We start from the raw sequence: 15454 nt of genomic DNA, 5'->3' as shown, positions 1-15454 counted from the left end.
TTTAATAATTCCCCCTACTATATAATACCTAAATTTTATAAAGTCTAGCTTCATAAGGTTTTAACATAAATTCTGTCATTTCTTCATGAGGGTCTACATTATAATTGTTTAAACACAAGTTTTCGTAACTAAGTTTTGCCTCAATATATTTATACTTAACAAACTTATTTGACAAATTTGTAATAACAATATACCTTTCATTATCTAAGGTTCTTGTATAAGCATATATATCTTCATCATTTTCTAGTATTAAACTATATTCTCCATAAACTAATGCTAAGTTTTCCTTTCTGCATTTAATCATTTTTTTATAAAAATTTAATATTGAATCTTCACTTTTACTTTCTTTTTCTACATTAATTTTTTTATAATTATCATTAATTTTTATCCAAGGTGTACCTTTTGTAAAGCCAGCATTGCTTGTATCATCCCAATGCATTGGAGTACGTGTGTTATCCCTAGAAGTTGCCTTTATTGTTTTTAAAACTTCTCCTTTATCTTTTCCACACCCAACCATTTTGTTATAAATATTGATACTCATTATATCGTTAAATTCTTCAATAGACTCAAAAGGTACATTAGTCATTCCAAGCTCTTGTCCCTGATAAATAAATGGTGTTCCTTTTTGCATAAAGTACATTAAAGCTAAAGCTGTAGCACTTTCTCTCCAGTACTTCTTGTCATCCCCCCAACTTGAAACAACTCTTGGAATATCATGATTTTCGATAAATAGAGCATTCCAACCATCTTTATCTAAAGCATTTTGCCACCTTGTAAGGGTTTCTTTAAGTTCCCTTGGCTTGAATTCTTGATCATTATCATTATTCCAAAGATAAAGATGCTCAAATTGAAATACCATTGAGAACTTACCTCTTTCTTCTCCAACCCACTCTATTGCTTCCTCAGAACTTACTCCGTTAGCTTCACCAACTGTCATAATATCGTAATTTGAAAAAGTCCTTTCTTTTAGTTCCGCTAACATTTCTTGAATTCCTTCTACATTCATATATTTTTCAATAGAATTAACATACTGTAAATTATCTGGATTTGGCATGTCCAAAAGGCCTTTTTCTTTTTTAAGATGACTTATAGCATCAACTCTAAACCCATCTATTCCTTTATCTAGCCACCAGTTTATCATTTTATAGATTTCTTCTCTTACCTCTTGATTTTCCCAATTTAAATCAGGTTGTTTCTTTGAAAATATGTGTAAGTAATATTCTTTAGTTTCTTCATCATATTCCCAAGCTGAACCATTAAATATACTTTCCCAGTTATTAGGTTCCTTTCCCTCCTTCCCTTCTCTCCATATATACCAATCTCTTTTAGGATTATTTTTAGAAGATTTTGATTCTATGAACCACTTATGTTCATCACTAGTATGATTAACTACTAAATCTAAAATAAGCTTCATATCCCTTCTATGAACTTCCCTTAATAGCTCATTGAAATCTTCCATACTTCCAAAGTCATCCATAATGTCTTTATAGTCACTTATATCGTAACCGTTGTCATCATTAGGTGACTTATACATAGGAGAAATCCATATTACATTTATTCCTAGATCTTTTAAATAGTCTAATTTAGATATAATACCTTGAATGTCTCCTATTCCATCTCCATTAGAATCCATAAAGCTTCTCGGATAAACTTGATATCCTACAGCTTCTTTCCACCATTTTCTTTTCACATATACCTCCCGTGCAACCGTTTGCTCAAATGCGCAAAATACTGCTTTGTTTTTTTATTTAATTGGACTAACTTTCTATATTTAGAATATCACCTTAAGAAAAAGTTTACAAAGTTTATTTATCATTGTTTTTCTTTAAATTTTTTGATTATTTCAATCTATCTTCAATTATCTCATTTTTATGCAAACGCTTGCACGAATAAAATTAATTTCCTCTTAATGAAAAATGGATATGAAGATTCTTATGTAATACCTTCATATCCATATATATTATTTATCCTAAAACTCATCTATTAAAAACTCAATTTAAACAGCCCCAGTTTACACTTCCCGTATTTGAAGCTTAGTTTCACTATTAGCTTACTCTTTATTAGATAGTACTTGCGAAATATAAATTGTTTTTAACAAATCCATATTAATTAAACTAACCTTATTTACTCCTACAATTGAAGAAGACCATTCCCACTTTACTATTGTAATCTTCCCAACAATAATTAATCAAACTATTCCACAATGAATCATGTGTATTTCCATACTTCTCTATAGGGCATTTCTTTTACATAACTTTTTTTAAAAGTTTTGTGCAATACTCGTTAAATCTATTTATATCCAAAAGAATATCATTCTTTATTTTTTCACTAGTCTCTAATGCGCAATTATACAATTCCAATGAAATAACCTCTTGATTTAAAGCAATTTCAAGTTCATCCATATCATCAATTTTAACATTTCCCTTTTTATTAACAATTAAATCTAAAAATAAATCATTAACATAAACTATTCCATCTTCATCTATTCCATAATCTTTAATGATATCTATGTACCAAATGACAATTTCATCTTTTTCATTAATTATTGCCATAATAGTATAATTTTCACCTTCAGGCAAAATTCTTAGCCATTTCATTCCATTATCACAAACGATTATTTTCTCACCTTTAACCTCCCATATTTGAGGCGTTGATACATTATCCAGATTTATTAATGAAACATATCCTATAAAATCATCACTTACAATTTTTTCTTGCTTATATCTTTTTTCTGTAATAACATTCCAAAGATCACAAGTAAATTTATCTTTTTTAATTTTTAATTTTTTCATATAAAATCTCCTATATAAATTTCACTAATACTCATTTTTAATACTAAATTTATATATTAAGTTTTGTGAATTTTTTTGATAACCATTTACTTAAGCGATTCTCTTTCAACCAATTTAGTATCAATAATATAATAATTTTTACTTATATCTTCCTTGATAATCTTATTAATTAAAAGTTTTGTAGCATAATATCCAAGTTTTTCTGAATTTATATCTACTGATGCTAGCGAAGGATTTCTATGTACTGATAAAGGAACATTATTAAAACCAACTACTGAAATATCCTCTAAATTGCATTTCTTCAACTGATTTTGTACCCCAAATGCTATCATATCATCTGTTGCTACAATAGCTGTAGGCAATTCCTTTTTCATAAAAGTTTCTATTGCTAACTCTCCACACTTTTCATTAAATTCTTTACCTACATAAATAAGATTATTATTTATCTTTAACCCTCTACTTGATAGAGCTTCCTCATAACCTCTTAACCTATCTATAGATACATTTAAGCTCTTTTGTGCTCCTATAAAAGCAATATCTTTATGTCCTCTATCCAAAAGCAAATTTACTAGGTCATACATAGCTTTGAAGTTATCATTATCAACCCAAAGAACCTCATCTGCTTCCTCTGGTCTTCCTATTATCACAAAAGGAAAGTCTATTTCTTTTAAATAGTCAACATATTTATCATGTTCGCTAACCCTTAGTAAACATATTCCATCAACTAACTTACTATCTGTAAATCTTCTTATCCAATTTTCATCAGTACTGTTATCTTCCTGAAAGGCATACATTATATAATAATTTCTTTGCTCAGCATATATACTTATACCTTTCATTGCTTGTATAAAAAATTGATTTTCAAATAAATTTTCAGCCCCTTGAGGTACTACTACAGCTAAAATATTAGTCCTATTATTCGCTAATCCTCTAGCCATAGCATTAGGTATGTAATTTAGTTTTTTAATCGCCTCATTCACTCTTTCTTTGGTATCATCACTTATTCTATCACTATTTGATAATACTCTCGAAACAGTAGAAGTTGCTACCCCTGCTTCTTTCGCCACATCTTTTATAGTAACCTTCATATCTATTTCCATCTACTTTCAATTAATCTCTTTAACCTATTATAATAAATTGCAATCTAAAATAAAAGAGATTACTGATATAACAAGTAATCTCTTACAATTAATCACATCTCATTTTTTGCCCAAATAAAATAACTTAGTATTCCAGCAAAGCTTACCCATATTATATAAGGAATTAGTAATATCCCTGCTATTTTATCAATCTTAATAAACTTTATAAACGTAATAATTATAAATATTAATAAAATGATAAGTTCTATAAATGCTAATCCGTAAAGTCTAAATGAAAAGAATAAAAAACTCCAAAAATAATTAAGTAGCAACTGAATTAAATAATAAAAAAGAGCAGTTCCTATATTTTCACCTTGATCCCTAATCATATAGATCCTATAAGAAGCTATTCCCATAAGTATATAAAGTATAGGCCATACTATTACAAATACCATTGAAGGTGGTGCAAAAAATGGTCTCTCCAGCTGCTCATAGATAGTAGCACTATTCCTTGTAACTAGGTTTACTAAATACCCTCCTACTAAAGGTAAAAAAACAAGAATTATAAGTGGTATTACCTTAACATGTCCATTCACTTTAAATATATTCTTCATAAACACCTCGTAAACATATTAATACTTATAATTATGTTTAAAGAAGTTCATTATTCCATATTTTTATATGTATATATCTGAAAATTCTATATCTACCTTTTCATTAATAGGATTCATCATTTCAAAATCTTCTTCTGGTTCACATTTATCCTCATCATATGATCTAGGCATACAGATAATAAATTCTGTTCCTATTTCATCACTAGATTCTAAACTTATGTCTCCCCCCTGAAGTTCTAATAGAGCTTTTGTTAGATATAATCCTAATCCACTACCTTCCGTTGTCCTATTTAAAGACTTATTTATTTTTGTAAATTTATCAAATAGAAATGGCCTTATTTCCTCATCAACTATATATCCATTATTTTTAATCCTTATTGTTACTGTTTCCTTATTAGCTGAGATATCAACAGTAGTAGTTCCTCCATCACGACCAAACTTAACACTATTAGATAATAAATTTAAAATAACTCTTTCCATCATATCCTTATCACATTCTACATAGAATTCTTCTTCTTCAGGATCAAATATTAAGTTATTATTTATCTTTTCTATATATTTACTACAAGCTAATGATATATTCTCAACCACTGAAACTATATTATGTATTTTCATATTAGTCGTTAAATATCCTTCTGATATTTTATTAGTGTCAATAAAGTTATTAATTGTTCTAATTAACCTTAAACAATTATGTTTTATAGTCAAATTTTGCTTTCTTATACTTTCAAGCTTGTCATCATTCAAATTAATCTCACTTAATTGAAGTGCTGAATAAATTAAATTAATTGGAGTCCTAAGTTCATGGGAAATGTTTGAGTAAAATTCATTTTTCAACTCTTCTCCCTTCATATACTCAGCGTATTTTCTTTTAAATTCATAATTTCTGTTAGCCTCCGTAACATTTTTCATATAAACCAACCTATTTATACTATCGATATTTAGAAAATACATTTCGTATTGGAGACCAGAATAACTAGTAACATCAAATTTAAAGCTTTCTCTATCCATTCGTTCAATTTGGTTAATTCCTTCCTTTATAGCTGTATAATTTTCTATAATTAATTTTTTAGTGAGTATATACTCAGTAAATTCCTTAAATTTTATTTTACTAAACTCATTTCCTCCTAAATTTCCTATTATATTAGTAGCCTCCGCATTGATGTAATATACTTTATCGAAATAAAACATTATTATTCCGTCAGAAATACCTTCTATCAGTTCCCCATACCTTTTACCACTTTTCTCTATTAAATGTTCCAATTCAACCAAAGTTTTATTTCTCTTCTTTAATAAATTGTTCAATTCTTTTTCAGTTTTTTGAGCTTCAATTAGGTTATTCTTCATTAATATATAAGATTTCTTTAATACGTATGTTGAAATAAAATCAAACATTTCATAATAAGCTAGATATTTAAATATCCCTGCAATAAAAATCAAATTATAATTTACATGATTATATAATATAAATGTTATTTGATGAAGTGCAACAAAAACTATAAATTTATATATTCGATTCTTCTCTTTTGAACTAAGACATTTCTCATCTAAATAAATCTTTATCCATAATATAATTAATATTGGAATAGTAAAAATCACGCTGGAATACAAAATTTCAGAAAAGATATTAATTAAATTATTCATATATATTACTGCTATAAAAACTAATATAACAGAGAAAAGCATACCAAATACTGTTACATTAAATGTTACATTTTCCTTTATTATTGCAAATTCATATGCAAATACTATTACTAAGTATTCCAAATAATATGTAGTAATCTTTAAATTCATAAATATCTTTCCATTAAGTCCATCTTCAAAATTACAACAGATAATTATTGTAACAAATGTAACCAATCCTATGAATAAAAATCCAATCCCTATATTTTTATAAAAAAATCCTTCCTGTAGATCTTTATTTAGTACAGCAATTATCCCAACACTAACTCCTAGAGTAGCACAAAATATCTCCACTAATAGAAGCAATATATGTTCACTATTTTTCATTAGCAAAGAAGAAATTACTATAACTATAATAGGAACTATTATTGAAGCATATGTAATAATCTTTTTTTCTTTTCTTTTATATGTATCCGTAATAATATTATTCTTATCAACCATTATATAACTCCTTGTTGAATTGCATTTCTATTTCAGTCCCTTCATTTATTTTACTCTTTATAAAAATCTCTCCATTTTGCTTTTCAACTAATTTCTTCACAACAAAAAGCCCTATGCCTGTACCTTTTTCGCTTCTATTTTCATTATTTTTCCCCATAGCATATCTTGAAAAAGCTCTTTCTATAAATTCTTCTTCCATACCTATTCCATTATCTATTATTAGTAACTTAACTTTTTCTTCAAGAGTTTGGATAATTACTTCTATCTTTCCACCTTCTCTTGAAAATTTAATTGCATTTGATACAAGATTTATCACTATTCTTTGCATAAATTCATCATCAAAGTTTACGTAAATCTCTTCTTCATCTGTATCAAACAATAAGTTAATATCTTTATTTTTAGCATAGTCTATTAATGAAGTTACTGTTTCTTCAACTATCTCTACAATATTTTTAACCTGCAAATTTGCAGATAAATAATCTGAATAAATTCTACTACTATCAATAAGATTGTTTGTAAGTCTAATCAAAGCGATGCAGTTAAGCTTAGAAATTAAGTTGTACTTTTTCAATGCTTCTCTATTGCCAGAATCAATATAAACGCTTATAAGCTGAGCTGCTGAATATATTACGTTAATTGGTGTTTTTAGATCATGTGAAATATTTGATAGAAAATCTCTCTTTATCCTCTCCTGAAAAATATTATTCTCCATCTCTGCTCTAAGCTGCCCTATTTTTATTTTTGAAGTCACATCATTAAATATAATTAAACATTCTTCTTTGTTATTTGATATATCAACCAATTCCATATCTACATACTTTTGTTCTTTTTTGCCTTCAAAAACACCGCTTATAATACTGTGTTCTTTCATAAATGAATATTCTCCATCATCTTCATTTTTACTTTTTATTATGGAATTTATTTTTCTATTAATTATATTCTTTATATTGTCTTCATCAACAAGTTCCTTAAAACTTGAATTTATAAATGTGACTCTTCCTTTTTCAGAAATAATAGCTAATGGCACTGGAACACTGCTAAAAAAAGTTTTAAACATCTTTTCTTTCTTTTTTATTATTGCTTGTGAAAATTCTAATTCTCTATTCTTTCTAACAACTTCGTTATTAAGCTCATTCATTTCTGTATTCTGTTTATATAAATCACTAAACAATACCTTATAAGGTCTATTTAATAACTTATCTATTGTTATTACTAAATTGCTTATATAGCACGCAAATACTAAAACCCTAATTATTAAGTCAATTAATTCAATTTTACCTTTTAGTGCAACATTAATTATATTTAATGTAATAATAATCCTGCTACTATAAAGAATATATAATATTGTGTTAATTCTGCTTCCATTACTAAATTCAAATTCCTTTAATTCTTTATTGATTAGATGTCCATAAAATAAAACAATTATATTTGTAGCTTCAATTACAAAATATCTATAATTATATTTAGAACTATAGTAAGTTACTGCAATACATATGGCACCAAATAAATATTTTCCTACCTTTCTGTTTTTAACCTCATCTACACATTCTGTCATTTTTAAACATATCAATGTAAGAATAAATATGAATAACGTATGTCCAGCTAATCTAGTACCTTGACTACTAGACCATATATAGTTAAATTCTTCTTTAAATATTAAATTACCTATATTGGCAAGAGCAGCGAAAATATAGAAGGAACACATTATCCTATAATATGCTGCTTCATATATCTTTAACACTGCTGCTGTCAACATAATAACTGAACAAGCACCAATTATAACAATAATACTTATAATTGATTTTGTTAGTTCCTTGTACTCATTAAATACTATTGTAAATGTAACGAATATAATTGCTGCTAAACATGAACTGTATATGCACTTGTCTCTTTCAATATATAAAGCTTCCGTAAATCTATCATTCTTTTTCATCAATTTCCCCCCATGATTATCTGATTTTATTTTACACTATTTTGCATGGAAAAACCAAAAAAAGATAGTTTTTGTTAAACTATCCTTTTCTAAAAAATAAAAACCTTACATTTTTATGTTTAGTTTTGTATTCTGTCCTTTATTCTATATCCTACATTTCGAAATATAATTAAATTTAAACTCTATAATGTATCTATATAAATCTTTATTCTAACCTCGTCCTCTATTTGATTACTTTTCTATAGAGGCTAATAAAACTTATTATTCTTAATATCTTTACAATATAGTAATTATTCTTCATCTAGTCGCCGCTCTACTTAAATAATTTCTAAATCAAGTCTATTGTGAAATATTTGAGTTTTATACAGAATATACTATAATGTTCACATCATTGAAATAAGGAGGTGTTTGTATGATAATTAACGGAAAAGTAGGTGAGGGTAGTGCAATGCATACTTTACAACTAATAACAGATTCTGGAGAAACTTTATCTATTGCTATAGACGATGATACAAGAATTGATTGTAAAAATGGTCTTGTTATTGGAGAACATATTTCTGTAAATGTAACCCTTTCTGCAATTTCTATTACAGAAATATAGCAAATCACAAAATATACAGCTTGCTATGATAAAATAAATATATCATAGAAGGCTGTTGTTTTGTGAAATGTACATACAAAGAATGGCTTCCCCTTTAGCCATTTTTTTATTTGTTGTAATTACAAAAAATAAAAGAATCTAGCAAAAACTAGATTCTGAACAACTTTATTTTTAACAAATTTTATTTAACACATTTATTACAAGAATCTTTTTTAGGACATTGTGAAGCCGAACCTTGTTATCCTTTTATAATAAGTAAATTATCACTATTTACTTAATCTCTATCCTTAAGACTAACTAAAATTTTATGCATATCATTTAAATCATCCTTACTTAATGATTCAAAATCATTTAATCTTTCTTTAATATCTTCGATAATTTCATATTTATATGTTTTTTCTTTCTTCTTACTATTTAAAAAGTATGTTGCTATAGTTCCTGTTAACATCCCAACAAACCCTATTCCAACTAACATTAATATTGATGCTATTATTCTGCCAGTATTAGTTGATGGACTTATATCTCCATATCCAACCGTAGTTGTAGTTACAAAACTCCACCAAATAGAATCAGCAAAATTTTTATCTTCTGCAACAGAAATACCAAATGCCCCAAGAAAAACCGTTAAGACAGTAACTATCAATATATACTCAAAGTTGTTAGTTCTCAAAAATTTATCTGCCCTACTTTTAAATTTATATAAAAAGATTAAAAGCCTAAACAGCTTAAATAATTTTGCAAATCTTAACACTTTCCCAGCTTTTAAAATTCTTAATGACTGAAACATTGAATTAAAAGGTATTATTGAAATAAGGTCTATTTTATTATTTTTGATAAATCTCATTTTATTTTCACTGTAAATAAGTCTTACTACATAATCAATTATAAAAATAATCCATATGATATCATCTAAAATATTTAATATTGTAGCAATGTTATTTGTTAAGTCAAATGCCAATTCTACAAAAATTATTATACAAACTATTAGTGATAGCAAAGTTATAAATATCTCATAACATAATTTACGATTCATTTATATTACCTCTTTTAATTCTGATATTTAATAAGTTTGTTGATTCTAAAAATAATTTAAATAATCACATTAAATTATCAGTAATTTATTTGCATTTATACTTATATCATACAACAATTACGCTCAACAGACAAGATTTGTCTAAAAACAAAAAGCCCATTGCCTTTTAACGAAGCAATAGACTCACTTTAAATATATAACTTGGTGCAGGTGACGGGACTTGAACCCGTACGTAACTAGTACACACGCCCCTCAAACGTGCCTGTCTGCCGATTCCAGCACACCTGCTTGAAATAAAATATACCTTATGTATATAATACCCTAAATTTCATTCCATTTCAATGTGAAAAATTAATGAACCTTTCTCCATGCAAGTAAAGCATTTAGATTATTAAATGAATGTACCTCGTAAGTATTTGAATCTCCATATGCTCCGTAAATTTCATTTTCTTCATTAATTACTTGATAACCTTCAAGCTTATATTTACATATATTGTATAAATCATTATCATCAATTAAATCTGCAACTTGAAGCAAATTTGAATATATAGAAGTCGCTTCTATATTACTTTTAGGTATTCCTGTGTTTTTATCATAACTAGCAAATATTCCTCCGTCAGATTTGTAATGCCCTTTAATCCAGTTAACACTTTTTATAACATCTTCGCCTACTTGAGCTCTGTTTAATAATATTATGGAATTTAACTCCATATCTATATCCCCATCATCATAAACTTTGTTCTGTCTATCATATTCCTTCTTATATAATGGCAAATTGTCACTTATAAAACCATTATTCATAATTATCAAAGAAGATTCATATATAGGTTTAAATTCATTATCTAGATTTGCTAATAATTTAAGTGATTCAAGATCTAAATAACACAATGTAGTTTTACTACTCTTTCCATATCCATCATTAAAATCAGCTAGTAAATTATCATCCCTTAATTCTTTCTTAAATCCCTTGGAGATTTTAAATGCTAAGCTCCTATAGCTTCTATCATTCCATCTCTCTGATGCAAGTAACAATGACTTTACCACTCTTAAATCATCTATCGTTGAATTTACTCCAGCAGCTTCTTCCCCTTCAACTCTCCAACTTAACAGTCCGTTTTTTAAAATCATATTATCTTTTATATAAGATAATATTTGATCAAATTCCCCTTTTCTATCTCTATCTATATAGTATAGAAGCATCAACCCTTGAGACTCAGATAGTACGGAATCTCCTTTAGTTATTTCCCCTTTAGAACTAGCTTCTTTATAGTTAGTTTTTATACCATATTCCTCATTCATTAGCTTTGAATTAACAAAGTTTAGTAATATTTGTTCCTTTTCACTTACAGGATTGTTTTTCCACACAATTTTACTATTTATAGGTTTAATATATGGCAAGCTAAAATAAAATGCCACTATACAAATTAAAATTATAGTTGAAATCACAAGGACAACTCTATTCTTCTTTATCATTTTTCCACCTTTACTTTATCTATCTATTCATACATCATCTTATATATCCTATAGTAGGTTTTAACTTTATCAACATATTTCTTAGTTTCTTTATACGGTATGTAATTTAATGTTTTGCCATCACTAGAATAGTTTTTATTTAATAACCACTCATTAACACGACCTCTTCCTGCATTATAAGCAGCTATATATAAGTCCATCTCACCAAATTCTTCTCGTAAATTATTTAAATACCAACATCCCATTTTGATATTATACTCTTCATTATACAGTTTATCAGGAGAATAATCTGTCAGTTCCATTTCTTCAGCAATCCACTTACCAGTACCTTCTGTTATCTGCATTAATCCTAAAGCGTTTTTATGAGATTTTGCATCCTTTTCGAATCTGCTTTCTGCCATTATGACGGCAACCACAAAATAAGGATCCAAATCATTTTCCTTAGAATATTTTATAATTGCTTCCTTATGTCTAAAAGGAAAAATACACTCTTTTAGTAGATATTGTCCACTAAAGAAAGCAATGATTATTAAGATTACAAATGCAATCAGTTTTCTAAACTTCATGGATTCTCCTTTTTATTAAATTATTTTTAAAAAATCTATTATATCTTCCACTTGCTTTTGTGTCTTTGCAAGCTCCCCATTATTTTCTATTAATATATTAGCATACTCTTTCTTTTCTTCTAGAGACATCTGAGCGTTAACCCTACTTATTGCATCGCCATTAGACACCTTATCACGCAATTTTACTCTTTGAATTTGAGTGTTATTATCCGCCCAAACCAATATTACATAATCCATATCTTTATGAAGATTATTTTCTATCAAGGTAGGTGCATCAAGCACAACAAGCTTTTCACCATTTTTTTCATATCTTTCAAATGCTAAATTAATTTCCTTTATTATATAAGGTATTATTATAGCTTCATATTTTATTCTTTGTTTTGGGAATCTGAATATATGATTCCCAAATTCTTTTCTTCTAAATTGACCTCTCCAGTCAAAAAAACCTTCACCAAATTCACTCCTAACAGTATCAAGGATTTGTGGATAGTTATTCAACACCTGTTTTGCTACCAAATCTGCATCTATAACCTTAAATCCAGCTGCAATTAACATGCTAGACACCGTACTCTTACCTGTTCCAATGCCACCTGTTAATCCTACCTTAATCATTTTTATTCCTCCTTACTACTTAGCCTCATACCAAGTATACCCTTCATTATCATCTACCTCCATAGAAACATGAAGTTTTACCGCATTCTCCATTTCATCTTTAACTAAAGCTTTAACTAAAACTTCTTCATCCTTCTTAACATTTAATATAAGTTCATCATGAACCTGTAAAATTAAACTACTTCTTAGTTTTTCACTTTTTAGCCTATTATATACATTAACCATAGCTATTTTTATTATATCTGCTGCACTTCCTTGAATAGGTGCATTCATAGCTAATCTTTCTCCCAAGGCTTTTACAATTTTATTTGATGATTTAATTTCAGGTATAAATCTTCTTCTATTAAATATTGTTAGTACATAACCATCTTCCTTAGCCTTTTCAACAACTTCTTCTAAATAGGTCTTTATCTTTGGATATCTATCAAAGTAAATTTTCATATATTCTGAAGCTTCTTTTTTAGTTATCTTTAAATCTTGAGCTAATGAAAAGTCACTTATTCCATACACTATTCCAAAGTTAACCGCCTTGGCTCTACTTCTCATAAGTGAAGTCACTTCATCAATTGGTACATTAAACACCTCAGAAGCAGTCTTCGTATGAATATCACTATGCTCTTTAAAAGCTTTAATCATATTCTCATCCCCAGCCATATGTGCTAAAACTCTAAGTTCTATTTGAGAATAGTCACAAGATAAAAGTATATCCCCCTCTTTCTTTGGAGTAAATACTTTTCTTATCTCCCTACCCATTTCATATTTTATAGGTATATTTTGAAGATTTGGCTCAGTACTCGATAGTCTTCCTGTTGTAGTTACAGTTTGATTAAAACTAGAGTGAATAAATCCATCTTCATCAATAACATTTTTAAGTCCTTCAACATAAGTAGAATTAAGTTTTGTAATTTGCCTAAAGAAAGTTATCTTTGGTATTATAGGATGTTTATCCTGAAGCTTTTCCAATACATCTGCATTTGTTGAATATCCAGTTTTAGTTTTCTTAATAACTGGCAAGTCAAGTTTTTCAAAAAGTATCTTACCTAGCTGCTTTGGAGAATTTATATTAAACTCTTCTTCTGCAAGTTCAAATATTTCCTTTTGAGTCCTTTCTATTTCATCCTTAAACTTAGCTGCTAATTTATCCAACATATCTTTATCTATGTTGAAACCTTGACTTTCCATATATGATAATACAGTTACTAACGGAAGTTCTATTTTATAATAAAGTTCTTCCATTTCATCTTCTGTTATTCTCTTACTAAGAACACTATATATTTCTCTCATATAGGAAGAAAGTTTTACTAGAATTTCATGTTCTTCTCCCTTTGGATCTTCTCCTAAATATTGATTCACTAAGGCACCTAACTTATACTCTCCCTTTGAAGAGTCAACTAGATAAGCTGCAATGGCTGTATCAAATTCAAAGGATTTTAACTCTATATTTTCCTTAGTCAATATAGTGATTAATCCCTTTGCATCATGAATTACCTTTTTAATAGATTCATTTTCCATAAAGTCTTTAATTACTTTAAGTCCTTCTTCTCTAGTTTCATCTAAAATATCCTTAACAGCAATTTCTATTCCCTTATTTTTTGAACCTAAAATAAGCTTATCTATTTCTATTTTAGAATAAACTGAAGAGTTTAAAGTTGAATAAACTATATATGAAATTTCCTTTTCTTTAGAAAAAACCTCTTTCATTCCTTGTAAAGTATTAATAGTTTCAACTTCTATATTATCTTCTTCAACTTCTTCTAAACCATCGCTAAGTTTAGCTAATATACTCTTAAGTCCTAATCTAAATAACAACTTTTTAAGTTTTTCTCTATCGTAATTTTCTTTACTCTTAATCTCATCCAAATCTATATCTATTGGTACTTCTGTCATAATTGTAGCTAACTTCTTTGAAAAAATTGCCTGTTCACTATAAGTCTCTAAGTTTTCCTTTAACTTTTTACCTGCAACTTTATCTATATTGTTTAGTACTTCTTCAACTGACCCATAAGTTTGAATTAACTTAAATGCAGTTTTTTCACCAACACCAGGAACGCCTGGAATATTATCTGATTTATCTCCCATAAGCCCTTTTACATCTATAAATTGAGTTGGAGTTACATTAAATTCATCTATAAAAGTTTTTTCATCATAAATTGCAGTTTCAGTCACTCCTTTTTTAGTAATAACGACTTTAACATTTTTACTAGCAAGCTGAAGTGCATCTTTATCTCCAGTTACTACATAAACTTCGATATTGTTTTTTTCTGCTATTCTAGCTACAGTTCCTATTATATCATCTGCTTCAAATCCATCTATTTCATAAATATTAATTGATAATAATTCTAATATCTCTTTAATTAACGGAAATTGCTCTCTTAGTTCATCTGGCATCTTCTTTCTGCCTGCTTTATACTCATCGTATTCTACATGCCTAAAAGTAGGAGCTTTTCTATCAAATGCAGAAACTATGTAGTCTGGCTTAAATTCTTCCTTCATCTTTAATAACATATTGGTAAAACCATAAATAGCATTAGTATGAATACCCTCACTATTTGTTAATGGTGGTAATGCATAAAATGCTCTATTCATAAGTGAGTTAGAATCTAATATCAATAATCTTTCCATGTTTT

Annotated in this window: 12 protein-coding genes and 1 tRNA gene; 1 reads left to right on the top strand and 12 read right to left on the bottom strand. The window is 27.7% G+C overall.

The genetic code is table 11. The features are described from left to right. Positions 1 to 28: 28 nt before the first annotated feature. From H9661_RS12590 to H9661_RS12565, 6 genes are all read right to left on the bottom strand, one after another. A complete protein-coding gene (locus H9661_RS12590) occupies positions 29 to 1690 on the bottom strand; it encodes a glycoside hydrolase family 13 protein (RefSeq protein ID WP_143317600.1) in 1662 nt (553 codons plus the stop codon). 556 nt (positions 1691 to 2246) lie between these two features. Continuing rightward, positions 2247 to 2792 carry a ribonuclease FAU-1 family protein gene (locus H9661_RS12585; protein ID WP_191769123.1) on the bottom strand — a complete coding sequence of 182 codons (546 nt, stop codon included), beginning with the start codon at positions 2790 to 2792 and terminating at the stop codon, positions 2247 to 2249. An 86-nt stretch (positions 2793 to 2878) separates the two neighbouring features. Next, complete coding sequence (locus H9661_RS12580; protein WP_143317601.1) at positions 2879 to 3880, bottom strand: LacI family DNA-binding transcriptional regulator; 1002 nt, start codon at positions 3878 to 3880, stop codon at positions 2879 to 2881. Between the two features lie 104 nt (positions 3881 to 3984). Beyond that, a complete protein-coding gene (locus H9661_RS12575; RefSeq protein WP_191769121.1) occupies positions 3985 to 4485 on the bottom strand; it encodes a TspO/MBR family protein in 501 nt (166 codons plus the stop codon). 63 nt (positions 4486 to 4548) lie between these two features. Beyond that, positions 4549 to 6609: a sensor histidine kinase gene (locus tag H9661_RS12570; protein WP_143317603.1), complete on the bottom strand. Its 2061-nt coding sequence runs from the start codon at positions 6607 to 6609 to the stop codon at positions 4549 to 4551. Further along, positions 6602 to 8542 (bottom strand): sensor histidine kinase, encoded by a 1941-nt coding sequence (locus H9661_RS12565; protein WP_191769119.1) that lies wholly within the window; start codon positions 8540 to 8542, stop codon positions 6602 to 6604. Before H9661_RS12565 ends, H9661_RS12570 begins: the two co-directional genes overlap by 8 nt. Positions 8543 to 8954: 412 nt before the next feature. Between H9661_RS12565 and H9661_RS12560 the strand changes: the two genes are divergently transcribed. Then, on the top strand, positions 8955 to 9143 hold the full coding sequence (locus H9661_RS12560) for a hypothetical protein (RefSeq protein ID WP_143317605.1): 189 nt from the start codon (positions 8955 to 8957) through the stop codon (positions 9141 to 9143). A gap of 274 nt (positions 9144 to 9417) precedes the next feature. Here H9661_RS12560 and H9661_RS12555 read toward each other — a convergent pair whose 3' ends face one another. The 6 genes from H9661_RS12555 to polA all read right to left on the bottom strand — a co-directional run bounded on the left by H9661_RS12555 (position 9418) and on the right by polA (position 15449). Beyond that, positions 9418 to 10176, bottom strand: coding sequence for a potassium channel family protein (locus tag H9661_RS12555; protein ID WP_191769117.1), 759 nt, complete (start codon positions 10174 to 10176; stop codon positions 9418 to 9420). 202 nt (positions 10177 to 10378) lie between these two features. Then, a tRNA-Leu gene (locus tag H9661_RS12550) sits at positions 10379 to 10464 on the bottom strand. A 63-nt stretch (positions 10465 to 10527) separates the two neighbouring features. Then, complete coding sequence (locus H9661_RS12545; protein WP_143317607.1) at positions 10528 to 11649, bottom strand: glycosyl hydrolase family 8; 1122 nt, start codon at positions 11647 to 11649, stop codon at positions 10528 to 10530. Between the two features lie 23 nt (positions 11650 to 11672). Beyond that, positions 11673 to 12215 carry a lytic transglycosylase domain-containing protein gene (locus H9661_RS12540; protein ID WP_143317608.1) on the bottom strand — a complete coding sequence of 181 codons (543 nt, stop codon included), beginning with the start codon at positions 12213 to 12215 and terminating at the stop codon, positions 11673 to 11675. Positions 12216 to 12230: 15 nt separating this feature from the next. Continuing rightward, positions 12231 to 12827: a dephospho-CoA kinase gene (gene coaE, locus H9661_RS12535; RefSeq protein ID WP_191769115.1), complete on the bottom strand. Its 597-nt coding sequence runs from the start codon at positions 12825 to 12827 to the stop codon at positions 12231 to 12233. A 15-nt stretch (positions 12828 to 12842) separates the two neighbouring features. Beyond that, positions 12843 to 15449: a DNA polymerase I gene (polA, locus tag H9661_RS12530; RefSeq protein WP_143317610.1), complete on the bottom strand. Its 2607-nt coding sequence runs from the start codon at positions 15447 to 15449 to the stop codon at positions 12843 to 12845. Positions 15450 to 15454: the final 5 nt, after the last annotated feature.

Source organism: Clostridium cibarium, assembly GCF_014836335.1.
In the GTDB taxonomy this organism is placed as follows: domain Bacteria; phylum Bacillota; class Clostridia; order Clostridiales; family Clostridiaceae; genus Clostridium; species Clostridium cibarium.
This window is presented reverse-complemented; position numbering and strand designations above follow the sequence as displayed.

Excerpts from the sequence above, each read along its gene's own strand:
- H9661_RS12580 (WP_143317601.1), bottom strand. The coding sequence starts at position 3,880 with ATGAAGGTTACTATAAAAGATGTGGCGAAAGAAGCAGGGGTAGCAACT.
- H9661_RS12545 (WP_143317607.1), bottom strand. The coding sequence starts at position 11,649 with ATGATAAAGAAGAATAGAGTTGTCCTTGTGATTTCAACTATAATTTTA.
- H9661_RS12560 (WP_143317605.1), top strand. The coding sequence starts at position 8,955 with ATGATAATTAACGGAAAAGTAGGTGAGGGTAGTGCAATGCATACTTTA.
- H9661_RS12555 (WP_191769117.1), bottom strand. The coding sequence starts at position 10,176 with ATGAATCGTAAATTATGTTATGAGATATTTATAACTTTGCTATCACTA.
- H9661_RS12540 (WP_143317608.1), bottom strand. The coding sequence starts at position 12,215 with ATGAAGTTTAGAAAACTGATTGCATTTGTAATCTTAATAATCATTGCT.
- H9661_RS12570 (WP_143317603.1), bottom strand. The coding sequence starts at position 6,609 with ATGGTTGATAAGAATAATATTATTACGGATACATATAAAAGAAAAGAA.
- polA (WP_143317610.1), bottom strand. The coding sequence starts at position 15,449 with ATGGAAAGATTATTGATATTAGATTCTAACTCACTTATGAATAGAGCA.
- H9661_RS12585 (WP_191769123.1), bottom strand. The coding sequence starts at position 2,792 with ATGAAAAAATTAAAAATTAAAAAAGATAAATTTACTTGTGATCTTTGG.
- H9661_RS12575 (WP_191769121.1), bottom strand. The coding sequence starts at position 4,485 with ATGAAGAATATATTTAAAGTGAATGGACATGTTAAGGTAATACCACTT.
- H9661_RS12565 (WP_191769119.1), bottom strand. The coding sequence starts at position 8,542 with ATGAAAAAGAATGATAGATTTACGGAAGCTTTATATATTGAAAGAGAC.
- coaE (WP_191769115.1), bottom strand. The coding sequence starts at position 12,827 with ATGATTAAGGTAGGATTAACAGGTGGCATTGGAACAGGTAAGAGTACG.